The sequence below is a fragment of the Rhizobium sp. RHZ02 genome (genome assembly GCF_014851575.1).
Classification (GTDB): domain Bacteria; phylum Pseudomonadota; class Alphaproteobacteria; order Rhizobiales; family Rhizobiaceae; genus Rhizobium; species Rhizobium altiplani.
Window position 1 is genome coordinate 181,260 of sequence record NZ_JACUZX010000004.1, and the last position, 23,298, is coordinate 204,557.

The window sequence follows — 23,298 nt, forward strand, 5'->3', positions numbered from 1 at the left end:
CGCGAGGTCGAGCGATGACGTCAGGCAGTAATGGGAGGTGCTCGCGGTTCAGCGATCCGCCCGCGTAAAGCGGGCGAAACGTCAGCATCGGTTCGGATCGCTGCGTCGATTGCAGTTTCGACTGCGACGTAGAGGACCGCCGCCTGCGCGGCGAGAACTGCCGGCATGGCAGCCGATGCCAGACGGCAGAGCGTGCCGCACGGGCACTCGGGCGCCTTCTTGGCCGGCAAGTTGCCATGTCCGGCATCGTCGATGGAACCGTGTCCGCTTGAAGAGCAGATGATTGCGAAGGGATCGACGGCGGACGCCGCCATGGAACCCTGCACAGTGCCGCTCAGCAGTCCTTGGATCAGGAATAGACAGGCGACCAGCAGCGCGACGGCGCTGGCCGATACCCGATCCCGCAAGATGCTTCGCATGGTCCCCATGCTTCGCTCCATGCCACAAGAGGGCAGCATTGTCACTGCGACCAACGCGCTTCCGGTGCCGATTGCTTATTATTCCCCAAAGGCTTAGGGTTTGATGCAATCAGATAATCGATGGGAAAAGCCATGGTTCTCAGCGGCAAACGCATCCTCCTCATCATTTCAGGCGGGATCGCGGCCTATAAAAGCCTGGACTTGATCCGACGGCTCAGGGAGCGGGGTGCGTCCGTGCGACCGCTGATGACGACGGGGGCGCAGGAATTCGTGACGCCGCTTGCCGTCGGCGCGCTCGCCGCCGATCATGTGTTCACCGATCTTTTCTCCCGCCAGAAAGAGCAGGATGTCGGCCATATCCGGCTGGCGCGCGATTGCGACCTCGTGCTGATTGCGCCGGCGACGGCGGACCTGCTCGCCAAGATGGCGAATGGGCTTGCGGACGACCTTGCCTCGACGGTGCTGCTTGCGACCGACCGTCCGGTACTCGCCGCCCCCGCCATGAACCCGCACATGTGGGCGCATCCGGCAACCAAGCGCAACGTCGAGACCCTGCGCGGCGACCATATCCGTTTTATCGGACCGATGTCAGGCGAGATGGCGGAGAGCCGCGAAGCGGGCGTCGGCCGGATGGCTGAGCCGCTCGAGATCGTCGCGGCCGCGGAAGCGCTGCTCAACGATGGACCGAGGCCGCTTACCGGCCGCAAGGCGATCGTCACCTCGGGGCCGACTCATGAGCCGATCGACCCTGTGCGCTACATCGCCAATCGCTCTTCCGGCCGTCAGGGGCACGCGATTGCCGCCGCCCTCTCCGCCCTTGGGGCAGATGTGACACTCGTTTCCGGGCCAGTCTCTGTCCCTGATCCCATGGGTGTGAAGGTCATTCACGTCGAGCGCGCAGACCAGATGCGCGACGCCGTTCTCGCCGCGCTTCCCGTCGATGTCGCGGTGATGGTTGCGGCCGTCGCCGACTGGCGTGTTGCCTCGGCCGCCGACCAGAAGATCAAGAAGCATCCGGGCGAATCCATCCCGACGCTCGCGCTGACTGAAAATCCCGATATTCTGAAGACCGTCGGTCATCACACGCTGCGGCCGAAGCTGGTGATCGGCTTTGCGGCGGAGACCCAGGATGTCGAGAGCAACGCCATGGCGAAACTCGAACGCAAGGGGGCTGACATCATCGTCGCCAACGACGTTTCGCCCGCAACCGGCATCATGGGCGGCGTTCGCAACAGGGTGAAGATCGTCGCTCACAGCGGCATCGAACAGTGGCCAGACCTTGCGAAGGAAGAGGTTGCGACGAAGCTCGCGGCGATGATCGCTGAACGGCTCAAGCAGTAATCGCGACCGGGGCGGTCTTTGCCACGGCCAGCGCCGGACGAAACGGTGCGATATCGAGGCCAATGTCGGCAAGCGTAACGGCACTGCCATCCGGGATCTCCGCCCAGGCATCGACATCGTCGTTGAGCGGCTCGGACACCAGGCAATAGCCCCTGCCGACAGGAGACGCGTAGAGCGTCGGCGCCTTGCGGTCGGTCGCATAACGGATCGCATAGAGTAACTTGCCATCGGAAAAGGCGGCCGTGTAGCGCACCAAGACTGAACCCAGGACGTTTTCGGCAAGGCCCTCTACGAAGCGTATCATCTCCGCCATGGCTGCCATCGGCGTCTGGCGCAGGCCAAACTGCAGGGCGAGCAGGAACATCAGTTCGGAATCGGTGGTCCCGCCGCGCGCGTTGAAAAGCTCATCGTCTAGCATGGCCTCCATGGGACGGCGCAGCCGTTCGAAGCCTGAGATCTGGCCGTTGTGCATGAAGGACCAGTTGCCGAAGGTGAAGGGATGGCAGTTGTCGCGCCGCGTGCCGCCGCCGGTGGCGGCCCGCACATGCGCCAAGAACAACGGCGACCGGATCTGCCGCGCAAGGCTCTTCAGGTTGCAGTCGGACCAAGCCGGCAAGGTATCGCGGTAGCGCCCTGGCTCCAGCCGGTCGCCATACCAGGCGATGCCGAAGCCGTCGCCATTGGTGGGGGTTTTGGCGCGGGTGGCGCAATGCGACTGCTCGATCAAGGAGTGCGCGGGCGAGGACACCAGTTCCTCCAGATAGAGGGGGTCTCCACGATAGGCTGCCCAGCGACACATGCTCTTTCCACTCCCGAGCCCGCCCTGAGGCGGGAGAATGCCGAAACGCGACAGTGATTGTCGAATCCGATGGTTAATAAGACCTGAACGGCCTCGTGGCTTGCAAGCGGAAGATGACAAATTTCCGGCGGCGGACGCGATCACATTGCGCAATGGCGCATCTTCTTTTGTGAACAGTGCGTTGCCGGGCAGGCTGATTTCGCGGATGCCGGTCAGGCGGCTATAGTCCCGGGCAAGTTGAACCCTTCGAGAGGATGCCATGTCGATCCGTCCCGTAAAGCATATGAGCACCGCAACTCCGACGATGGAGGGCGCCGGCGTGAAGCTGCATCGCGTCTTCGGCTTCGGGGATCCGTCAATGACCGACCCGTTCCTTATGATGGACGATTTCCGCAATGACAATCCGGCCGAATACATCCGTGGCTTTCCCTGGCATCCGCATCGCGGCATCGAGACGATCACGTACGTGCTCGCCGGCACGGTCGAGCACGGCGACAGCCTCGGCAATCGCGGCCTGCTCGGCGCCGGCGACATCCAGTGGATGACGGCCGGCAGCGGCATCATGCACCAGGAAATGCCGAAGGGCGATTTCGCCGGACGGATGCACGGCTTCCAGCTGTGGGCCAACCTGCCCTCGTCGCTAAAGATGACGGCGCCACGCTATCAGGACGTCAAATCAGCCGACATTCCTGTCGTGGTCGACGACGACGGCACTGCCGTACGCGTTATCTGCGGCAACTTTTGGGGAAAGGCGGGCCCGGTTGACGGCGTGGCTGCCGAACCGATCTATCTCGACGTCTCGGTGCCGCCGGGCAAGAAGAAGCGCCTGCCCGTCGACACCTATCGCAACGCCTTTGCCTATATCTTCGTTGGCTCCGGAACGTTCCGCGACGCCTCCAAGCCGTTTGGCGTCCGCGTCGAGAAGGAGGTCAACGGGGAGGAGTTGAACATTCGCGATATGTCCGGCAACCGCACGCTCGTCGTCTTCGACAGCGGTGATGAAGTGACCGTGCAGGCCGGCGACGAAGGCATCCGCTTTCTGCTCGTTTCGGGCAAGCCAATCGAGGAGCCGGTCGCCTGGCATGGGCCGATCGTCATGAACTCGCGAGAGGAGATCATGCAGGCGATGCGGGAACTGCAGAACGGCACCTTCATCAAGGCCGCACATTGAGCCGGCTTATCCACAGGCGCTACCACTAAATCTGTATATCGACACAACGAAACAACATTTCATTGTAAACGTTGGCGTATTCCCGACAGCGAGGAAATGAAATCGGGCATTCCTGAAGATGTGGCAGCGACTCGGCCGAGGTTTTTTCTTGCATCGCGGACGAATCATCCTACCTTCTTTCCATCGACAACAGAACGAAAGGAAGGTGATCCAATGTCTAATGAGATTTCAGACCTCGTAAAAGGCATGGAAGTGGTGATGAAAGCGAGGCAGCCCTCGCTCTAAGCCCCACCTTCCTAGGATCGCTTTGACGGTCCGGCCATTTACAGGCCAGAACTCATGGAAAGGGTCGCCTCGAGCGGCCCTTTTCATTTTCCATCACAGGATTGACGACGCCCACGATCTTGGCGTATTCGTAAAGTCATCAAATGACTTTACGAATACCGACGATGCAACCACTCGCAAAAACGAAGCTTGCCGACACGGCCATCGAGGCAATCCGCGCCGAGATATTGGGTAAGCGTTGGGCCGTTGGGGAAAAACTGCCCAACGAGGCAACGCTGTCGTCCATGCTCTCCGTCAGCCGCGGCACCATACGGGAAGCCGTCCGCGTGCTGGTGTCGCAGGGCCTTCTCGAAACCAGGCAGGGCTCCGGAACCTACGTGCTGTCTACCACCGATACGAGGCTGCCGCTCACCATGGCGCGTCGTGCCGGTCTGCGTGATCTCTTCGAGGCCCGGTGTGCACTCGATGTCGAGGCGGCGCGGCTGGCCGCGGTACGACAAACTCCGCAAACCATTGCGGAATTGAGGGCGCTTCTCGCCAAGCGGGGCAATTTCGAAGGCGGCGACAAAAGCGGCTTCGTCGAACGCGACCTTGCCTTCCACCAAGCCGTCATTGCGGCTTCCGGCAACCGCGCGATGGTTGAGATCTATCAGTTCTTCTCCGCCTCGATCGCCGAAACGATCGCGGCGACTTTGGACAATGAGATTCCCGAGCCTGATCTGCAGGCGCATGCCGACATCATCGACGCGATCGCCACCGGCGATCCGCAACAGGCCGACGCGGCCGTTCGCCGCTTCATGGCTCCCATCATCAGCGCTCTCGACCGGATGCTCCATTCATGACCACCCCCCTTCAGGACTCCGCGGAGGTCTACGACCTCGCGGGCGAGCAACTTATCGATGCCGAAGCCGATAGCGTTCCCCAACCACAACCCCCAGTGGGCAGCAGTGCAGCGGCACGCTTCCTTCTCGGGGTTAGTCTCGTCCTGATCGCCTTCAATCTGCGGCCGGTCTTCTCCAGCGCCTCCGCGCTGCTGCCCGAAATCAAGACGGAACTCGGCCTCTCGTCGCTCGGCGCCAGCTTGCTGACCACCCTGCCCGTCGTCTGCCTCGGTGCTTTTTCACCAGTGGCGCCGCGGCTTGCCCAACGAATCGGAGCAGAGCGTACGCTTCTGGGGGTACTCATCCTGCTGGCCCTCGGGACAGCGCTCCGGGGCCTTTCATCCGTTCCGCTACTGTTTATCGGCACCGCGCTCGCCGGCGCTTCCATTGCTGTCGGCAACGTGCTGCTGCCTGGCTTGGTCAAGCGTGACTTTGCCGATCGCGCCGCGCTGATGACCGGCTTCTACACGATGGCGCTCTGCGCGGGCGCGGCAAGTGCTGCGGGCTTCACGTTGCCGCTCGAGCACGTTCTCGGCGACTCGCTCTCCAGCGCACTGGCCGCCTGGGGGCTGCCCGCGCTGATCGTCGGGATCATCTGGTTGCCGCAAGTGCTGTCCACCAAGAGCCAGGTCAAGCGCAGCGGCTTTTCCGTCCAAGGACTCTGGCGAGACCGGCTGGCATGGCAGGTCACGCTCTTCATGGGCCTGCAGTCTGCTCTGGCTTATTGCGTATTCGGCTGGCTCGTTCCCATCCTGCGCGAGCGCGGCGTTGACGGTGTCACCGCGGGAGCGATCGTTTCGGTATCGGTGATGGTTCAGGCCGCGGCTTGCCTTGTAGCTCCGCAGATCGCCGTGAGGGGCAAGGATCAGCGACTGATCAACGCGTCGCTCTGTGCCGTCGCCGTCGTCGCCTTGCTCGGCCTACTGTTTGCGCCGCTCTCGACGATCTGGGTCTGGGCCGTGCTGCAGGGCATCGGCCAGGGCGGCCTGATCGCCGTCGCCATGACGACAATCGTGCTGCGCTCCCGCGATCCGCATGTGGCGGCCCATCTTTCCGGCATGGCGCAATGCGTGGGCTACCTGCTTGCGGCGATTGGCCCGCTGGTCGTCGGGCTCATCCGCGGCTGGACCGGCAGCTTTGCGTGGTCGGCCGTGCTTTTCGTCGCGCTTGGCGCCGGGGCTGCGATCAACGGCTGGAACGCCGGCCGCGCGGAATATGTGAATGCGCAGACGATCGAAAAAATGGACTAACGCCCCCCTCACCATCTGTTGATTTCTCCCGCCAGACGGCGATGTTTAGGTTACGCCTCCAATACCGCTTCCGTCGGAGGACAAGTTTTGCGTTTCCTATCCGCCATCCTGCTTGCAACAGCCTTGCTGGCGCCACTCGCACCCGCCATGTCGCAGGAGGGTCGAGGCGAACCTGCCACACGGGCCTCATCGAGCGACGGCGTACTGAAGCTGCTGCCGGAGGACTCGGTCACCCAACACGCACTGAAGATCGGCGACCGGACGCTCGACTATGTGGCCACGGCCGGAACGCTTGATCTCTTCGCGCAAGACGGCACCAAAACAGGCGCTATATTCTACACGGCCTATGTCGCCAAGAAAGGCGCCCCCGACCGCCCGCTGACCTTTGCCTTCAATGGCGGCCCCGGTGCGGCGTCGGCATTCCTGCATCTCGGCCTGATGGGGCCGCGTATCCTGGACTTCGGCCCGAAAGGCGACGATGGGGCCGACGCGAAGTTGGTCGACAACCCGCACACCTGGCTCGACTTTACTGATCTTGTTTTCATCGATCCGATCGGAACTGGCTGGAGCCGGACCGCCAAGGCCGACGACGCCTCCAAATACTACAACGTCAATTCCGACGCAGAGAGCATCGCGAAGGCGATCGCTCTTTATGTCACTCACAACAATCGATCCGGTTCGCCCAAGTATCTTCTCGGCGAGAGCTATGGCGGCTTTCGCGCCGCCAAGGTGGCCGGCGCCCTGAAGGACAGCCAGGGCATTATCGTCTCGGGCGCGATCATGCTTTCGCCGCTGCTCGAGGGGCAACTGATGTTCAATGCTGATCAGTTTGCGCTCGGCGCGGCACTCGAATTCCCCTCGCTTGCAGCAGCGCACATGGACAGACGCAGCGCTTTCGATGAAGGGCAACAGCGCGATGCGGAGAAATTTGCGCTTGGCGACTATCTCACGACACTCGCCGGCCCGACGCCAACAGGCGAAGCCGCTAAGGCCTTTTACGAGAAAATTGCCGGCATGACCGGGATCCCCTCAGATGTCGTTGAGAAGAACCGTGGCTTCCTCGGAAATGCTTACGCCAAGCAATCAGAAGGGCAGGACGGGCGCGTTGTCAGCCCTTACGACGCGGCGTTCTCGACGCCCGATCCTTATCCGGAATCAGACTCCGATCGCGGCGACGACGCCATCCTCGACGGGTTCACCCGTGCCTATGGCGGGGCCTTCGCCGACTATGCGCGCAGTGAACTCGGATTCAAGACCGAGATGACCTATTCGCTGCTCGACAGCGATATCAATCGCAAGTGGGAATGGGGCGGGCGTGGCGGCGGTTCCATGCGGCAGGCGAGCGTTACCGACGATATCCGCCAGCTTCTCGCCTCCAATCCGAAATTCCGCCTGCTGATCGCCCATGGCTATAGCGATCTCGTGACGCCCTATGGGGTGAGCCGCTATGTTGTCGACCACCTGCCGGCGTCGCTTGCCGGCGAGCGCGTGGCGCTGAAGGTTTATCGTGGCGGCCACATGTTCTATACGCGGGCCGACCAGCGCGCTGCCTTCACCGCCGGGGCAAGGGCCTTCTTCGCCGGACGTTCTGCTGCAATGCCGGCTGAATGAACTGGGTATCCAACGCGAAAACCTGAGATTTTCTCGCGTTTTACGCCAAAATGGGTTGCCTTCGGCCGATGCCGACATAGGTAAGTCACCATGTCATACCCCAGTAAGCCATTTCCTGCCACGATGCCGCAACCGGCCTCGGGGCAGACGGAATTGCTGAGCGCCCTTTCGTCCTCCCCTCAAGACTGCGCTCTTTTTCTCGATATCGATGGGACGGTGCTTGACCTGGCCGAGATGCCGGACGCGATTGTCGTGCCGCCGTCTTTGCCGGCGGCGCTTGACGCGGTCTCGCGAAGGCTTGGCGGTGCGCTTGCCTTGGTAACAGGGCGAGCGCTTGCCTATGCCGACGCGCTGTTTGCGCCATTTCGTTTTCCGATCGCCGGCTTACACGGCGCCGAACTCCGTCGACCGGACGGCAGCGTCGCGAAAGCCGAGACCACTGGCGCATTCGAAGCGATGAAAGCGGATCTTCGCAGGGCGGCTGAAAGCCTGGACGGTGTCATCGTGGAAGACAAAGGCGCCGCCGTTGCCGCTCACTATCGCCTTGCGCCGCAGAGGCAGGCAGAGGTGGAGCCGATCATGGAGGCCATGCTGTCCAAGGTAGGGCCCGACTGGACCTTGCAGCGCGGCAAGATGGTTCTCGAAATCCGACCGGCCAGCGCCGACAAAGGTCAGGCCATAGAGGCGTTTCTTTCGATGCCGCCATTTGCCGGCAGGCGTCCGATCACCATCGGTGACGACGTCACGGATGAGGCGATGTTCCGTGTCGCCAATCGCCAGGGCGGCCTCTCCGTTCGGGTCGGCTCGCCCTCCGACACCACCGCCGCCTTGACGCTGCCTTCGGCGTCGGCGGTGCGGGAACTGATCGCGCAGCTCGCCGTTTGATCCCAAGCACCACGTGCTGCCCTCCCAGGAAAGGAATTTTCGTGTCCCGTCTCGTCATCGTTTCCAATCGCGTGCCAGCTCCCGTGACGGAGGGCGCAGCCTCGGCCGGCGGACTGGCGGTGGCGCTGAAGGCGGCGCTAGAAGAACGCGGCGGTATCTGGATGGGTTGGTCCGGCAAGTCGAGCGAAAACAACGAGCCCGGCCCGCTCTCCCTGACGGAGGAAGGCAAGATCACCTATGCACTGACCGATCTCACCGGCAAGGACGTCGAGGAATACTACTTCGGCTTCGCCAATCGCGTGCTTTGGCCGATCTGTCACTATCGGCTGGACCTTGCGGAATACGGCCGCAAGGAGATGGCGGGATATTTCCGCGTCAATCGCTTCTTCGCGCATCGGCTGGCGCCGTTGCTAAAGCCTGACGACATCATCTGGGTACATGACTACCATCTGATTCCGCTGGCCGCGGAATTGCGGCAGATGGGCTTCAAGAACCGCATCGGCTTTTTCCTGCACATTCCCTGGCCGCCCGCCGATGTGCTCTACACCATGCCGGTTCACGAGGAGATCATGCACGGACTTGCGGCCTACGATCTTGTCGGCTTCCAGACGGACCACGATCTGGAGAACTTCGCCGGTTGCCTTCGCCGCGAGGATATGGGCGATGCCATCGGCGACGGCCGCTTCACGGCGAATGGTAAGGTCTTCAAGGGCGGAGCCTACGGCATCAGCATCGAGACGGCCGCCTTTGCCGAGTTCGCCAAGAGGGCCGGCAGCCATCACATGGTGCAGAGGGCGCGGCAGAGCATCAAGGACCGCGACCTGATCATCGGCGTCGATCGGCTGGATTACTCCAAGGGCATCACGCAGCGGCTGGATGCCTTCGAGCGCTTCGTCGTCAACAATCCGGCCCACCAGCGCAAGGTAACCTATCTCCAGATCACCCCGAAATCGCGGTCGGAGGTGCCGGAATACGAACAGATGCAACGCACCGTCGCGGAGCAGGCAGGCCGCGTCAACGGTGCCTTGGGAACCGTGGACTGGGTGCCGGTCCGCTATATCAACCGCTCCGTCAGCCGCCCAATCCTCGCCGGTCTCTATCGGCTCGCCAAAGTCGGACTGGTCACGCCGCTTCGCGACGGCATGAACCTCGTGGCAAAGGAATATGTCGCAGCGCAGGACCCGGAAGATCCCGGCGTTCTGGTGCTCTCCCGCTTTGCAGGCGCGGCGCGCGAATTGAAGAGCGGCGCGCTGCTGGTCAATCCCTATGATATTGAAGGAACGGCCAACGCGCTGGCGCGCGCCCTGAACATGCCGATGGAAGAGCGCCGCGAGCGCTGGCAGCGGATGATGGACTATCTGCTTGAGCACGACGTGTCGCGCTGGTGCGACGACTTCCTCAATGACCTGGCTGCCTGAGCGCGAGTTCAGACGATTCCCGCCTCTGCCATAAGCCATGCCGTGAGCAGATCGCTTTGAGCGTCGCGTGTTCGCGGCGGCAACAGCCAGTAACCCCGGTCCGTCGCCTCCAGCGTCGGGCCTGCGGTTCTCAGCATCCCCGACGCGAGCAGCGGGTCGACGAGGCCCATCCATCCGATGGCAACGCCCTGCTCACCGATAGCGGCCTGCACGACCAGAGAGTATGTGTTGAAGCTCAGATCGCCCTGCCCCGCGTTAGGATTGCGACTGACCCCGAGTTGCGCGAAGTACCGCCGCCAATCGAACCAAGGCGAAGGCTCCGGCGCATCGAGATGGATCAGGCGTGCGCGGGCAAGGTCAGCCGGCGTGACGATAGCGCCATGGCGATCAAGGAAGCCCTGCGTACAGACGGGCGTGACCCTTTCCGGCAAGAGCAGAACGGCCTGGCGCTCGAACTCCGCGCGCGTACCAAAGACAACGGCAACATCGCCGTCATCAGAGCGGCCGCCCTGCACTCGCTGCGTCGCGACAATCTGAATATCGACGTTCGGGTAAAGGGCGCGGAACGCATGCATGCGCGGAATCAGCCATAGCGCGGAAAACGCATAATCCGTGCGCAACCGGATGATCGGCCGATCTGCTTCGTTGGCGAATCGCCGCGCCAGTTCATCGATGTCGCTGACACTCTTTGCCACGACATCGAGGAGACGCTGGCCTTCCGGCGTCAACTCCACTCCCCGATGCTGCCGCTTCAACAGGCTGACGCCGAGTTGCTCCTCCAAACGACGGATCTGATAGCTCACGGCCGGCTGAGTCAGGCCAAGAACACTTGCCGCCGCCGACAGGCTCCCAGTCTTGCCAATTTCCGCGAAGATGCGCATCCACCCAAGATCGAGACGACGGCTTTCCATAAAAATTCCTTAGAGGAGACGTCAAAAAATGCCTACTTCACAGGTCATGCGATATTGATAATCAATAAATCAAACAGATGGCAAACGTGAGGGATTCTCGAACTCTAAGCAGTCGATGCCAACTAGAAGACCTCCGCAGACGCGGCTAAGTTCCCGCTCTCGCAAACTGAAGGACGATACGCATGGCGCGCCCGAATATTCTCATTCTGATGGTCGATCAGTTCAATGGCACGCTGTTTCCAGACGGACCGGCTGATTTTCTTCACGCGCCTCATCTGAAGGCCCTGGCAGAGCGTTCGGTGCGCTTCGCCAACACCTATACGGCAAGTCCGCTTTGCGCCCCGGCACGGGCATCCTTCATGTCCGGGCAGTTGCCGAGCCGGACTCGCGTTTATGACAATGCCGCCGAGTTTGCGTCCGATATCCCGACCTTCGCGCACCACCTGCGGGCAGCGGGCTATCATACCGCCCTGTCGGGAAAGATGCATTTCGTCGGCCCCGACCAGCTGCATGGCTTCGAGGAACGTCTGACGACCGACATCTATCCCGCCGATTTCGGCTGGACGCCTGACTACACCAAGCCCGGCGAGCGCATCGACTGGTGGTACCACAATCTCGGCTCGGTGACGGGCGCCGGCGTTGCAGAAATCACCAATCAGATGGAGTATGATGACGAGGTCGCCTACAACGCGACCCGCAAGCTCTACGACCTCTCGCGCCGTCACGACGACCGCCCCTGGTGCCTGACGGTGAGCTTCACGCATCCGCACGACCCCTATGTCGCGCGCCGCAAGTACTGGGACCTCTACGAGAATTCCCCAGCGCTGGATCCTGAGGTCGGCACAATTCCGTTCGACGAGCAGGATCCGCACTCGCAGCGTCTGTTGAAAGCCTGTGACTATGATGCCTTCGACATCACGCCGGAACAGATCCGGCGCGCGCGACAGGGCTACTTCGCCAGTATCTCCTACATCGACGACAAGATCGGCGAGATCCTTGACGTGCTCGAGCGCGGGCGGATGGCGGACAATACGATCGTTCTGTTCGTTTCCGACCACGGCGACATGCTTGGCGACCGCGGCCTCTGGTTCAAGATGTGCTTTTTCGACGGTTCATCGCGGGTGCCCCTGACGATCGCGGCGCTGGGCTGGACACCGGCCTCTATCCGGCAGCCTGTCTCGACGCTTGATGTGACCCCGACGCTGGCGGCACTGGCGGGCATCGACATTGCCAAGCTGGCGCCATGGACGGATGGCGAGGACCTGACGCCACTTGCAACAGGCACTGGCGGTCGTGGCCCGGTGCCCATGGAGTACGCCGCGGAAGGGTCGGAAGCGCCGCTCGTCTGCCTGCGGGATGGCCGCTTCAAGCTGACGCTCTGCGACAGGGACCCGCCGATGCTGTTTGATCTGGAGGCGGACCCGAAAGAGCTGATCAACCTCGCCGGCGATACCGGGTATGCCGACGTCCTGGCGAAGCTCACAGCCCTGGCCGAGAAACGCTGGAACCTGCAGAATTTCGATGCCGCCGTGCGCGAAAGCCAGGCACGCCGCTGGGTGGTCTACGAAGCGTTGCGGAATGGGGCGTACTACCCTTGGGACTACCAGCCACTGCAGAAGGCGTCAGAGCGTTACATGCGCAACCACATGGATCTGAACGTACTGGAGGAAAGCCAGCGCTATCCGCGCGGCGAGTAAATTGCAGCAGCACACCTCAGCCACTACACTCCGCACGCAAAACAGGAGGCTTCGATGCAGATCAGTGCACGCAATCGCTTGAAGGGAAAGATCGTCGAGGTGAAGAAGGGTGCGACCACGGCGCACGTCCGGATCGATATCGGCGGCGGCTCCATCGTCACGGCCTCAATCACCAACGAAGCGGTCGATGAACTCGGGCTTGCCGCAGGCGGCGACGCCTATGCGGTCATCAAGGCCTCTGATGTCATGATCGCCGTCGACTGACGGTCAGGCTTTCCTGCAATAATGTGCTACGTCGTCGCCGGTCTGGAAATCGCCAGGCTGCGGCGGTGCGATCGGCTTGAACAGCGTGCGATCGGGCTTCAGATCGAGAAGCGGTGTCCCGTCCAGGCAATCCATCCCCCGCACCAGCAAGACGCCGACTTCGACCCCTTCCAGCTTGACGATCGAGGTACCGATCGGATTTGGCCGCACCGGCGAGCGAAGCGAAAACGTGCCATGGACTTTTCCGCTATTGGCGGGGCTTTGCAGAACAAGATCGCGCCGCGCCCGATCCAGCCAATAGAGTATTTCCAGCCGCTCGAAGGCTTCCACGCCCCTGAGAGCCTGTCTCCAAGGCTCGAATATCTCGATTTTGCAGAGCGGACCGTCGTGCCGCCCCTGGCGCGGTGTCTCCATGCGCGAGGTCCAGGGCGTCGAGATACGCCCGATGAACACTAGGCCAGCGTCGGTCGCCGGGGGCACTTCAACGGCGACCTCATTTTCCCTGATTTCATTCTCGCGAACCATGAACCGCTCCCTTTCGGAACGGCATCATGGCAGATCGTTGTATCCAATCCAATATCACGCCGCCTTGACGGCGTGATATTCCTTGAGGGCGGCCATCTTGATCGCCGGATAGCGCTCGGCCTCGTAACGCAGCGAGAAGCTGTCCTGCGCCAGGAACACCGGATCATGATCCAGATCCCGCGCGATATCGCCGCGACGCGCGGTGATGAACTTTTCGAGCTCCGCCGGCTGATCGGCCGAAATCCAGCGGCAGACGGAAAAGCGCGACATTTCAAAGGAAACCGGCAGGCCATATTCGGCCATCAGGCGCTCCTTCAGAACATCGAGCTGCAGGGCGCCGACAACGCCAACGATAGCCGGCGAACCATCTTCCGGCGAAAACAGCTGGACGACGCCTTCTTCAGCCATCTGTTGCAGCGCTTCCTTGAGCTTCTTCGCCTTCATGGCGTCTTCCAGACGTACGCGGCGCAGGATTTCCGGCGAGAAGTTCGGCACGCCCTGGAACACCAGCGACTCTCCTTCCGTCAGCGTATCGCCGATGCGCAGCGTGCCGTGGTTGGGAATGCCGACGACGTCGCCGGCGTAGGCCGTATCGGCCAGCTGGCGCTGCGAGGCGAAGAAGAACTGCGGCGCGGTGAGACCGAGCTGTTTGCCGGTACGCGACAGGCGAGCCTTCATGCCGCGCTCGAGCTTGCCGGAGCAGATGCGGGCAAAGGCGATGCGGTCGCGATGGTTCGGGTCCATGTTGGCCTGGATCTTGAAGACGAAGGCGGTCATCTTGTTGTCGGTCGCCTGCACGGTGCGGATATCGGCCACCTGGTCGCGCGGCGGCGGCGCAAACTCGCCGAGCGCGTCAATGAGGTCGCGAACGCCGAAATTGCGCAGCGCCGAACCAAAGAAAACCGGCGTCAGATGGCCTTCGAGGAAGGCCTTCTTGTCGAAGGGTTTGCAGGCCTCGATCGCCAGCGTCGTCTCCTCGACGAACGCGTCGCGCTCGTTTTCCGGCAAGCGATGGGCAACCATCTCGGGATCGGTGACCTTCGTCATGATCTCCTGCGTGTCGGCACCGCGCACCTCGTTCGTTGCGAGGTGATAGGAGCCGCAGAAGGTCTTCGACCGTCCGATCGGCCACGTCACCGGCGCGCAATCGAGCGCCAGCTTTTCCTCGACTTCATCCAGGATTTCGAACGGGTCGCGGCTTTCGCGGTCCATCTTGTTGATGAAGGTGATGATCGGAATGTCGCGCATGCGGCAGACTTCGAACAGCTTCAGCGTCCGCGGCTCGATACCTTTGGCGGCGTCTATCACCATGACCGCGGCATCGACGGCCGTCAGCGTGCGATAGGTGTCGTCGGCGAAGTCTTCGTGGCCGGGCGTATCGAGAATGTTGAAGACATTGTCCTTGTACTCGAACGTCATGACCGAGGTGACGACGGAAATGCCGCGCTCACGCTCGATCTTCATCCAGTCGGAGCGCGTCTGCATGCGATCCTTCTTTGCCTTGACTTCGCCGGCAAGCTGGATGGCGCCGCCGAACAGCAGCAGTTTTTCGGTGAGCGTGGTCTTACCCGCGTCCGGGTGCGCGATAATAGCGAATGTGCGGCGGCGGGAGACCGCCTCGGCGAGACTTTCGGCCATGATGTGAATCCTGTGGAATTGCGGCGTATCTAGCGATTAAAGCCCGTCATTGCAATTGACCTTGGCGCATCGGGCGCAAACTAATGCCCCATGACAATCCATACCGATACGCGCCCGACACTCAACATCATCCGCCTCGCCAATGGCCAGGGCCTCGATCTGCCCACTTACGAAAGCAAGGGGGCGGCCGGCATGGACCTGCGCGCCGCCGTTGATGCCGACGCGCCGACCATTCTACAGCCTGGCAAGCGTGCGCTGGTGCCGACGGGCTTCGTCTTCGAAATTCCGGAAGGATTCGAGGGCCAGGTACGCCCGCGCTCCGGCCTTGCCTTCAAGCACGGCCTCACCTGCCTCAATACGCCGGGAACGATCGACAGCGACTATCGCGGCGAGGTAAAAGTCCTGTTGATCAATCTCGGCGAAGAGCCGTTTGAGATCACAAGGGGCATGCGCATCGCGCAGATGGTGATTGCGCCGGCAATCCAGGCCCATATCTGCGAAATCTCCGAGGCGAGTGCCACGGCGCGCGGCGCTGGTGGCTTCGGCTCGACCGGCGTATGACCTCCAAGGGTATCGATCATTCCGGCCTGACCTTCCGCCGAGACTATTTCGGCGACCTCAAGGCCTGGCAGGCACTGGTCGATCTCCTGAAGGACACATTCGCTATCGATATCGGACCGTTGCAGCAAATGGGCGGGCCGGACCCGAGCAGCATGCCCTTCGGCTGGTTTGACGGCGATGGCCTGCTTGCCGCCAATCTTTCGGCCTTTGCAATGCCGCTTGTTATCAACGGTCGACCGCTGAATGCTGCCGCCTTCCAGTCCGGTGCGGTTCGCCCGCCTTGGCGTGGGCGCGGCTTGTATCGCGACCTGACCCAAAAGGCGCTCGCCTGGTGCGAGGAGAAGGGTTTCGAAGCCATCGTGCTCTACACCGACAAGCCGGCGCTCTATGGACCTTACGGCTTTCGCGTGCTGCCGCTGCACGCTTATTCCGGCAAGGCACCGACGGTACCGAAAGCACAGAGGTCGGCCCGGCGTCTCAATCCGCGAGAAACGGCTGACCTGAAGATGTTAAGCGCCGCCTTGAAGACGCGTCAGCCGGTCTCGGACGTGCTCGCCGTTTGCGAGAGCGCCGCGATGTTTCTGATCAACACCCAGCTCGATCCTGGCGTCAGGATCAGCTGGCTGGAACGGGAACGGGTCGCAGTTGCATGGAAGATGGACGCGCCGCGACATGTCATGCTGCTCGACGTCGTCGGCGGCAGTATCCCGTCGCTCGCGACGATCATTGGTGCACTCGACGTCGAGGCTGAGATCGTCGATGTGCTGTTTTGCCCGGAAAAGCTTGACTGGAGTGGACAGGCGAAGCCTCTTGAGAGCCACACGCGTCTGATGATCCGAGCGCCCGGCACCATCGCCTTCGATCGACCAGCCATGCTCTCGCCGATGGCCGACTTCTGAGCTACCGCTCGCGCGAAAGCGGAGGCAGACGCCGCTTGACCGGCGATGCCTTGACCATCGAGGTGCTTGTTTCGGCCTTCTCCGCAACCTTGTCGAGGATCGTGTCGAGCTGCGGCATCGAGCGGACGACGAGCCGGGCAATGAAACAGTCATCTCCCGTCACCTTGTCGCATTCCACGAACTGAGGCGTCTCCTGGATGATCCGCTGAACGACATGCAATTGCCCGGGCAGCGGCCGAACGCGCACGATCGCCTGCAGCGGATATCCAAGCGCCGCCGGGTCGATGTCGATCGTGAAGGCGGCGATGATCCCGCGCTCTTCCAGGCGGCGGAGGCGTTCAGCGGCACTGGGCGAGGACAGCCCGGCAGCCTGGGCCAGTTCCTTCAACGAGATGCGGGCGTTCTCCGCCAACGCCTCCAGGATCTTCTGGTCGACATCGTCGATCACATTATCATTAGGCAAAACAGACATTATCCCTCACAATGACAGGAAAGATCCGCAACCAACCTAATGCAAACTATATAATGCAGCGCACTGCCGCAATAGTCTTCATCCATCGAGATGGAGAGATGTGATGCAGAGCGAAATCCGCGCCGGCACGACCCAAATGACCGCCGCAATGCTGATATCGGGGACAATCGGTTGGTTCGTGGTGATGTCCGGCCAGCCGGTGAGCGGCGTGGTGTTCTGGCGCTGCCTCTTTGGCGCGATCAGCCTGCTTGTCGTATGCGCGGCAATGGGGCTGCTGCGACCGGGCGTCATCAGCCTGAAATCGGCAGGCATCGCTGTCCTCGGCGGCGTGGCCATCGTGCTCAACTGGTTGCTGCTCTTTGCATCCTACGGCCACGCATCGATTTCGATCGCGACGACCGTCTACAACACGCAGCCTTTCATGCTGCTTGCGCTGGGCGCCCTGTTCCTCGGCGAAAAGATCACCGCCGCAAAGCTGTTTTGGCTGACGCTGGCCTTTGCCGGCATGGCGGCCATCGTCGAGGCCAAGCCGGCCGCGGCGGGTGGCCATGAGGGATATGGCCTCGGTATCCTGCTGGCGCTCGGTGCCGCCTTTTTCTACGCTCTCGCGGCGATCGCGGCAAAATGGCTCAAAGGAACGCCGCCGCATCTTATCGCGCTGATCCAGGTGGTGACCGGTGTGCTGATGTTGCTGCCGACGGTGAATTTTTCTGAGCTGCCCACAAATGGCCAGTCATGGTCGATCCTGATTACCCTGGGTGTCGTGCATACCGGTCTGATGTATGTGCTGCTTTATGGCGCGATCCAGAAGCTGCCGATCCATCTGATCGGAGCGCTGTCATTCATCTATCCGATTGCGGCGATCCTGGTGGACCGTTTGGCCTTCGGACACGCCTTGCAGCCGCTGCAGCTCGTCGGCGCTGCCGTCATTCTGGTCGCTGCGGCCGGAATGAACCTTGGTTGGACGCCCGCGCAGCTGTTGCGTACGCGGGCGGGCTGATGATTTAGATCCTTTCAGGTTTAAAGGACCGGCTACTTCTGCTGCCGGGTCGTTTCGAACAGGAACCAGGTGCGGCGCTCAGCCTCGTCGATCCAGACCTCCAGCAGGCTTGTCGTCGCGAAATCATTATGCTCTGAGCAGACATCGTGCGTCTCGCGCAACAGCGAGACCAGCTGCTTGTTGTCATCACGCAGTTCCGCCAGCATGTCCTCAGGCGTGACGTAGTCTGCATCGTTGTCGTTGATGCGTTGCAGGCGGCCGATATGGCCGATCGAGCGCAGTGTCGTGCCGCCGATTTTGCGGGCGCGCTCGGCGATCGCATCGGTGGTGGCGAAGATCTGCTCGGCCTGCTCGTCGAGCATCAGGTGATAGTCGCGAAAATGCGGCCCCGACATGTGCCAGTGGAAATTCTTGGTCTTCATGTAGAGCGCAAAGACATCCGCCAGCAGCGCCGCCAGGGCGGCCGAAATATCCTGAATGGCATTGCTTTTCAGGTCGGTGGGGGTGGCGAGCGGGGCGAGTTTGCGCTTTTCGGCGGCAGTGGGGCTCATCAGTGTCTCCTTTGGCGAGCGGCGGGTGGCAGGTGTCGGCGCGGTTGGGGGATGCAGGCTCCACCAGCCATAATCACCGCCTTGGAACTAGAACCGCGACAGGCAGCGTCAATAGCGACAAGCGACCGCAGCATGATGACAGAACGACGCTCCTTGAATGGAGCGAGCCGCAGGCGTAGAAGGCGGCTGAAGCAGGAGTCCACATCATGTCATTCACCGCCCTTTTAGCTTACGCTGCGGCGCTGTTCATCGCGGCGGCAATTCCGGGACCGGGCATCACGGCGATCGTCGCGCGCGCGCTCGGTTCGAATTTTCGCGAGACGTTTTTCATGGGCCTCGGCCTCGTGCTGGGCGACATGACCTATCTGACTGCCGTCATCCTCGGGCTCGCCTTCGTGGCACAGACCTTCACCGAGGTCTTCATCGTCATCAAGGTCGCCGGTGCGCTCTATCTCTGCTACATCGCCTACAAGCTATGGACCGCCGGGCTGCTGCCCCAGGACATCGCGGCCAAGAAGGCAAGCAGTGCCGGCATGAGCTTCCTGTCCGGACTGCTGGTCACGCTCGGCAACCCCAAGACCATGCTTTTCTACGTCGCCCTGGTGCCGACGCTGATTAATATCAACAGCGTCGGACCTCGCGAATACTGCACCCTCCTGGCAACCACCTTCGTCGTCCTGCTCGTGGTTCTGGTGCCCTATATGCTGCTGGCGTCGCGGGCGCGCATCATGCTCAAGCAGCCCCGCGCGCTGCAGGCGCTGAACAAGACAGCGGCAGGCATTCTGGCCGGTACGGCAGCCTTTATCGCCACCCGTACGGCGTGAAAAATTCAACCGGCAAAGTTCGGTTCTTAAAGGTTTTTTTCTCAAAGGATGGCCTCAAGCGGGTGAAGCCAGACTGGTTTCCATGCGCCTTTGACCCTATTCTCTCCGCACATTTCACCCAGGGAGAGCCTAATGTCGAAGAAACCTGGCCGCGGCCGAATCTATTCCTCGATCACCGAAACCATTGGCGATACACCGATCGTGCGGCTCGACAAGCTCGCCAAGGCGAAAGGCGTAAAGGCGAACCTGCTGGCCAAGCTTGAGTTCTTCAATCCGATCGCGTCAGTAAAGGACCGCATCGGCGTCGCGATGATCGAGTCTCTGGAATCGCAGGGCAAGATTTCGCCCGGCAAGACGACCCTCATCGAGCCGACATCGGGCAATACCGGGATTGCGCTGGCTTTCGCCGCTGCGGCGAAGGGATACAAGCTGATCCTGACCATGCCGGAAACCATGTCCGTCGAACGCCGCAAGATGCTGGCGCTGCTTGGCGCCGAGCTCGTGCTGACGGAAGGTCCGAAGGGCATGAAGGGTGCGATCGCCAAGGCTGAGGAACTGGCTGCGACGCTCCCGGATGCGATTATCCCGCAGCAATTCGAAAACCCGGCCAACCCGGAAATCCACCGCCGCACGACGGCCGAGGAGATCTGGAATGATACCGACGGTACGGTCGACATCCTGGTTTCCGGCATCGGCACAGGCGGTACCATTACGGGCGCCGGCCAGGTGCTGAAGTCGAAGAAGCCCGGCATCAAGGTGGTCGCCGTCGAGCCGACAGAATCTCCGGTCCTTTCCGGCGGCCAGCCGGGACCGCACAAGATCCAGGGCATCGGCGCAGGCTTCGCGCCGGCAATCCTCGACACCCATATCTACGACGAGATCGTTACGGTAAGCGGCCCCGAGGCGCTGGACCTTGCCCGCGAAGTCGCCAGGCTCGAAGGCGTGCCCGTTGGCATCTCCTCCGGCGCAGCACTGGCCGCTGCTATCCAAGTCGGCCAACGAGACGAGAATGCTGGGAAGAATATAGTTGTGATCATTCCGTCCTTTGCCGAGCGCTATCTCTCGACCGCGCTGTTCGATGGCCTTGGAAGCTAGGCAACGCCTTTTCTGCAGCATCTGGGGCGCCTCGGCGCCCCTTTCTGTTCAGGCAGCCGTGCTTGGCCGCTCACCGGCGATGCGATAGGAAATTGCCTCGGCGAGGTGAATGCGGCCCACCGTCTCGTTACCGTCGAGATCCGCGAGAGTGCGCGCCACCTTCAGTACACGATGGTAGCCCCGCGCCGAAAACCTCATTTTCTCGGCCGCGTCGCGGAGCAGTTGCAGGCCGGCAGGTTCGGGCGCGGCGTAATTTCTCGATCATGGCGGTTGAGCAGCGAGCGTTGGTGCCGACGCCTCCAAGCCCGGCCGCCTCAAAACGGCTACGCTGGATATCGCGGTCACGGCCGACGCGGCGGGCGACATCCGCGCTCCTTTCAGCCGGCATCGGCCGGATGAGATCGACAGCGGAAACGGCGAGCACATCGATGCGGATGTCGATACGATCCATCAGCGGACCTGATATGCGCGCCTGATAATCCGTCATGCAGCGCGGGCCGCGGGCGCGCCGGCCATGCCGCAGCGGCACGGATTCATGGCCGCAACCAGCTGGATGCTGGCGGGGTAAGCCACGCGATGATTGGCGCGTGCGATGATGCACTCGCCCGTTTCCAGAGGTTGGCGAAGGGCATCCAGCGCCTGCGGCGAAAACTCCGGGAACTCATCGAGAAACAATACGCCGTGGCGGGCAAGCGACGCCTCGCCGGGCTTCGCTCGAAGACCACCTCCGACCAGTGCCGCCATGTTGCCGAATGATGGGGGGTCCGGAAGGGGCGTCGATCCGAAAGCTTTCCGCCGGACAATTGTCCGGCCACCGAATGGATCATCGAGATTCGAGCAGTTCGGCAGCCGAAAGCGATGGCAAAATCGAGGGCAGCCGAGCGGCGAGCATCGATTTTCCCGAGCCGGGAGGACCGACCATCAGCAGATTGTGGCCACCAGCCGCAGCCACCTCGAGCGCCCACTTGGCACTCTCCTGCCCTTTGATATCGGCTAGATCAGGCAGGTTCGCCGTATTCGCGCGGATCGCCGGTTCCGGACGGGCGGAACCTGGGTGCCACGAACGTGATTGGCAAGCGCGATGAGGCTGCGCGGCGCGAGGATGTCGATATCGGGACCGGCCCAGGCTGCCTCCGCACCGCTCTCGGCCGGACAGATCAAGCCCTTGCCGATCGCGTTGGCGCCAATGGCCGCCGGCAGTGCCCCCCGGCAACGGGAGCGATCGTGCCGTCGAGATTGAGCTCGCCGATAACCACGTAGCCGGAGAGCTCGTCCGCGGGGATCGCGCCGAGAGCGGCCATCAAGCCGAGGGCAATCGGCAGATCGAAGTGGGAGCCCCCTTTCGGCAAGTCGGCCGGTGCCAGATTGACGGTAATCTTCTTGGCTGGCAGAGCCAGGCCGGAGGCGTGCAATGCCGCGTGAACGCGCTCTCGACTTTCGGCAACGGCCTTGTCCGGAACCCCAACGATCTGGGTCACGACCCGCCCGGGCGCGACCATGACCTGAACTTCGACCGGAACACCCTCAATGCCCTGAAATGCAACCGTGCTGACGCGTGCGACCATGCCCCAATCCCCTGTGCCGCAACCCACTACACTACAGTTTAACGACGTATCATTGTCGACAATTGCAATCTTTCATAGAAAACAGAATGGAACAAGAACAATAAAAGAACGAATTCAAGCCTGCGCTGTAGTCAGGTTGTGGTTGGTTGCACTAGCAGAACAAAGTAAGGAAACGCCCGGATCGATGCCAATCTGGGCGCTCACAAACTCATTATAATTTTGCGGAAGAGCTCTCCTCACCGCGCATGAGGCGGCGAACCCAAGCGCTAGGCGCGCTTGCGCTCAATCGCGTCCCAAAGAAGGGCTGAGATGTCGGCGCCGCCAAATTTGCGGACCTCCCGAATGCCCGTCGGCGACGTGACGTTGATCTCCGTCATGTAGTCGCCGATGACATCGATGCCGACAAAGAGGAAACCGCGTTCCTTGAGCGCAGGGCCGATACGCTTGCAGATTTCGATTTCGCGGACCGTCAGGTCAGTTGCCTCGGCGCGGCCGCCGACATGCATGTTGGAACGGCTGTCGTGCTCGGCGGGGACGCGATTGATGGCGCCGACCGGCTCGCCGTCGACGAGCAGGATGCGCTTGTCGCCCTTGCGGACATCCGGGAGATATTGCTGCGCGATGAAGGGCTCGCGGAACAGCTGACCGAACATTTCGAGCAGCGACGACAGGTTGCGGTCGTCCCTGGTCGAATGGAAAACGCCGGCGCCGCCATTGCCGTAGAGCGGCTTCAGGATGATGTCGCCCATCTCGTCCCTGAACCGGCGAATTTCGGCCGCGTCCTTGGTGATCAGCGTCTTCGGCATCAGATCTGCAAATTCGGTGACGAAAATCTTCTCGGGCGAATTCCGGACCCACGCCGGGTCGTTGACGACGAGCGTCTTCGGGTGGATTCGCTCCAACAGGTGCGTCGAGGTGATATAGGCCATGTCGAACGGCGGGTCCTGGCGCAGCAGGATCACATCCATCGTCGACAGATCCACGCGTTCCGGCGCCCCCAGCTCGAAGTGATCGCCCTTGACGTCGCGCAGCACCATCGGCTCCACGGTGGCGTACAGATTGCCATCCCTGAAGCTCAGGCGCTCAGGCGTGTAATGGAAGAGCTTGTAGCCACGGGTCTGGGCTTCCAGGCTCATCGCAAAGGTGGAATCGCCTGCAATATTGATGCCGGCAACATGGTCCATCTGGACCGCTACATTCTTGATCTTGGCCATTTCCGTCCCTTAGCTGATGCCG

Annotated in this window: 22 protein-coding genes and 1 pseudogene; 14 read left to right on the forward strand and 9 right to left on the reverse strand. The window is 61.8% G+C overall.

Translation table 11 applies throughout. The features are described 5' to 3' along the window. Window positions 1–20: 20 nt before the first annotated feature. Complete coding sequence (locus tag IB244_RS08580) at window positions 21–428, reverse strand: DUF2946 family protein (protein WP_169679276.1); 408 nt, start codon at window positions 426–428, stop codon at window positions 21–23. Window positions 429–551: 123 nt separating this feature from the next. Between IB244_RS08580 and coaBC the strand changes: the two genes are divergently transcribed. Next, window positions 552–1,760 (forward strand): bifunctional phosphopantothenoylcysteine decarboxylase/phosphopantothenate--cysteine ligase CoaBC, encoded by a 1,209-nt coding sequence (gene coaBC / locus IB244_RS08585; RefSeq protein WP_192303918.1) that lies wholly within the window; start codon window positions 552–554, stop codon window positions 1,758–1,760. Here coaBC and IB244_RS08590 read toward each other — a convergent pair. After that, complete coding sequence (locus tag IB244_RS08590; protein ID WP_025658667.1) at window positions 1,750–2,559, reverse strand: class II glutamine amidotransferase; 810 nt, start codon at window positions 2,557–2,559, stop codon at window positions 1,750–1,752. The two genes, coaBC and IB244_RS08590, sit on opposite strands and share 11 nt — an antisense overlap. A 259-nt stretch (window positions 2,560–2,818) precedes the next feature. On the opposite strand from IB244_RS08590, the gene IB244_RS08595 reads away from it, so the two are divergent. From IB244_RS08595 to otsA, 6 genes are all read left to right on the forward strand, one after another. Further along, window positions 2,819–3,730: a pirin family protein gene (locus tag IB244_RS08595; protein ID WP_169679279.1), complete on the forward strand. Its 912-nt coding sequence runs from the start codon at window positions 2,819–2,821 to the stop codon at window positions 3,728–3,730. Window positions 3,731–4,179: 449 nt separating this feature from the next. Beyond that, a complete protein-coding gene (locus IB244_RS08600) occupies window positions 4,180–4,857 on the forward strand; it encodes a FadR/GntR family transcriptional regulator (RefSeq protein ID WP_018116802.1) in 678 nt (225 codons plus the stop codon). Next, window positions 4,854–6,146 carry a CynX/NimT family MFS transporter gene (locus IB244_RS08605; protein ID WP_192303920.1) on the forward strand — a complete coding sequence of 431 codons (1,293 nt, stop codon included), beginning with the start codon at window positions 4,854–4,856 and terminating at the stop codon, window positions 6,144–6,146. Before IB244_RS08600 ends, IB244_RS08605 begins: the two co-directional genes overlap by 4 nt. 147 nt (window positions 6,147–6,293) lie before the next feature. Next, window positions 6,294–7,757 (forward strand): S10 family peptidase, encoded by a 1,464-nt coding sequence (locus IB244_RS08610; RefSeq protein WP_192304089.1) that lies wholly within the window; start codon window positions 6,294–6,296, stop codon window positions 7,755–7,757. Window positions 7,758–7,847: 90 nt separating this feature from the next. Beyond that, window positions 7,848–8,642 carry a trehalose-phosphatase gene (gene otsB, locus IB244_RS08615; RefSeq protein WP_192303922.1) on the forward strand — a complete coding sequence of 265 codons (795 nt, stop codon included), beginning with the start codon at window positions 7,848–7,850 and terminating at the stop codon, window positions 8,640–8,642. A gap of 41 nt (window positions 8,643–8,683) precedes the next feature. Then, on the forward strand, window positions 8,684–10,060 hold the full coding sequence (gene otsA / locus IB244_RS08620; RefSeq protein WP_192303924.1) for an alpha,alpha-trehalose-phosphate synthase (UDP-forming): 1,377 nt from the start codon (window positions 8,684–8,686) through the stop codon (window positions 10,058–10,060). Window positions 10,061–10,068: 8 nt separating this feature from the next. Here otsA and IB244_RS08625 read toward each other — a convergent pair whose 3' ends face one another. Next, window positions 10,069–10,971, reverse strand: coding sequence for a choline sulfate utilization transcriptional regulator (locus IB244_RS08625; RefSeq protein WP_192303926.1), 903 nt, complete (start codon window positions 10,969–10,971; stop codon window positions 10,069–10,071). A 182-nt stretch (window positions 10,972–11,153) separates the two neighbouring features. On the opposite strand from IB244_RS08625, the gene betC reads away from it, so the two are divergent. Together betC and IB244_RS08635 are read left to right on the forward strand one after the other, a co-directional pair. Then, window positions 11,154–12,668: a choline-sulfatase gene (gene betC, locus IB244_RS08630; RefSeq protein ID WP_192303928.1), complete on the forward strand. Its 1,515-nt coding sequence runs from the start codon at window positions 11,154–11,156 to the stop codon at window positions 12,666–12,668. Between the two features lie 54 nt (window positions 12,669–12,722). Further along, window positions 12,723–12,932 (forward strand): molybdopterin-binding protein, encoded by a 210-nt coding sequence (locus IB244_RS08635; protein WP_018855162.1) that lies wholly within the window; start codon window positions 12,723–12,725, stop codon window positions 12,930–12,932. A 3-nt stretch (window positions 12,933–12,935) separates the two neighbouring features. Here the strand turns inward: IB244_RS08635 and tsaA are convergent, their stop codons facing one another. After that, entirely contained in the window at window positions 12,936–13,457 is a 522-nt protein-coding gene (gene tsaA / locus IB244_RS08640; RefSeq protein WP_192303930.1) for a tRNA (N6-threonylcarbamoyladenosine(37)-N6)-methyltransferase TrmO, read from the reverse strand. Between the two features lie 54 nt (window positions 13,458–13,511). Further along, window positions 13,512–15,095 (reverse strand): peptide chain release factor 3, encoded by a 1,584-nt coding sequence (locus IB244_RS08645; protein ID WP_018116811.1) that lies wholly within the window; start codon window positions 15,093–15,095, stop codon window positions 13,512–13,514. 90 nt (window positions 15,096–15,185) lie between these two features. Here IB244_RS08645 and dut point away from each other — a divergent pair, with 90 nt between their 5' ends. Together dut and IB244_RS08655 are read left to right on the forward strand one after the other, a co-directional pair. After that, window positions 15,186–15,656 (forward strand): dUTP diphosphatase, encoded by a 471-nt coding sequence (gene dut / locus IB244_RS08650; protein WP_018855164.1) that lies wholly within the window; start codon window positions 15,186–15,188, stop codon window positions 15,654–15,656. Beyond that, window positions 15,653–16,555: a GNAT family N-acetyltransferase gene (locus IB244_RS08655; RefSeq protein WP_169679292.1), complete on the forward strand. Its 903-nt coding sequence runs from the start codon at window positions 15,653–15,655 to the stop codon at window positions 16,553–16,555. Before dut ends, IB244_RS08655 begins: the two co-directional genes overlap by 4 nt. Window position 16,556: 1 nt before the next feature. Here the strand turns inward: IB244_RS08655 and IB244_RS08660 are convergent, their stop codons facing one another. Next, window positions 16,557–17,027, reverse strand: coding sequence for an Lrp/AsnC family transcriptional regulator (locus IB244_RS08660; RefSeq protein WP_192303932.1), 471 nt, complete (start codon window positions 17,025–17,027; stop codon window positions 16,557–16,559). Between the two features lie 103 nt (window positions 17,028–17,130). Here IB244_RS08660 and IB244_RS08665 point away from each other — a divergent pair, with 103 nt between their 5' ends. Beyond that, window positions 17,131–18,027 (forward strand): DMT family transporter, encoded by an 897-nt coding sequence (locus IB244_RS08665; RefSeq protein WP_169679296.1) that lies wholly within the window; start codon window positions 17,131–17,133, stop codon window positions 18,025–18,027. Between the two features lie 32 nt (window positions 18,028–18,059). On the opposite strand, the gene IB244_RS08670 is transcribed toward IB244_RS08665, so the two are convergent. Beyond that, window positions 18,060–18,578 carry a Dps family protein gene (locus IB244_RS08670; RefSeq protein ID WP_018855168.1) on the reverse strand — a complete coding sequence of 173 codons (519 nt, stop codon included), beginning with the start codon at window positions 18,576–18,578 and terminating at the stop codon, window positions 18,060–18,062. Window positions 18,579–18,784: 206 nt separating this feature from the next. On the opposite strand from IB244_RS08670, the gene IB244_RS08675 reads away from it, so the two are divergent. Next, the gene (locus IB244_RS08675) at window positions 18,785–19,402 is read left to right on the forward strand and encodes a LysE family translocator (protein WP_018116817.1); all 618 of its coding nucleotides are present in this window, start codon (window positions 18,785–18,787) and stop codon (window positions 19,400–19,402) included. A gap of 132 nt (window positions 19,403–19,534) precedes the next feature. Further along, complete coding sequence (gene cysK / locus IB244_RS08680; protein ID WP_018855169.1) at window positions 19,535–20,497, forward strand: cysteine synthase A; 963 nt, start codon at window positions 19,535–19,537, stop codon at window positions 20,495–20,497. Between the two features lie 48 nt (window positions 20,498–20,545). Here cysK and IB244_RS32750 read toward each other — a convergent pair. Then, window positions 20,546–22,062: pseudogene (locus tag IB244_RS32750) on the reverse strand (YifB family Mg chelatase-like AAA ATPase). Between the two features lie 266 nt (window positions 22,063–22,328). Next, window positions 22,329–23,276, reverse strand: a complete 948-nt coding sequence (gene gshB / locus IB244_RS08690; RefSeq protein WP_192303934.1) for a glutathione synthase — start codon at window positions 23,274–23,276, stop codon at window positions 22,329–22,331. Window positions 23,277–23,298 lie beyond the last annotated feature (22 nt).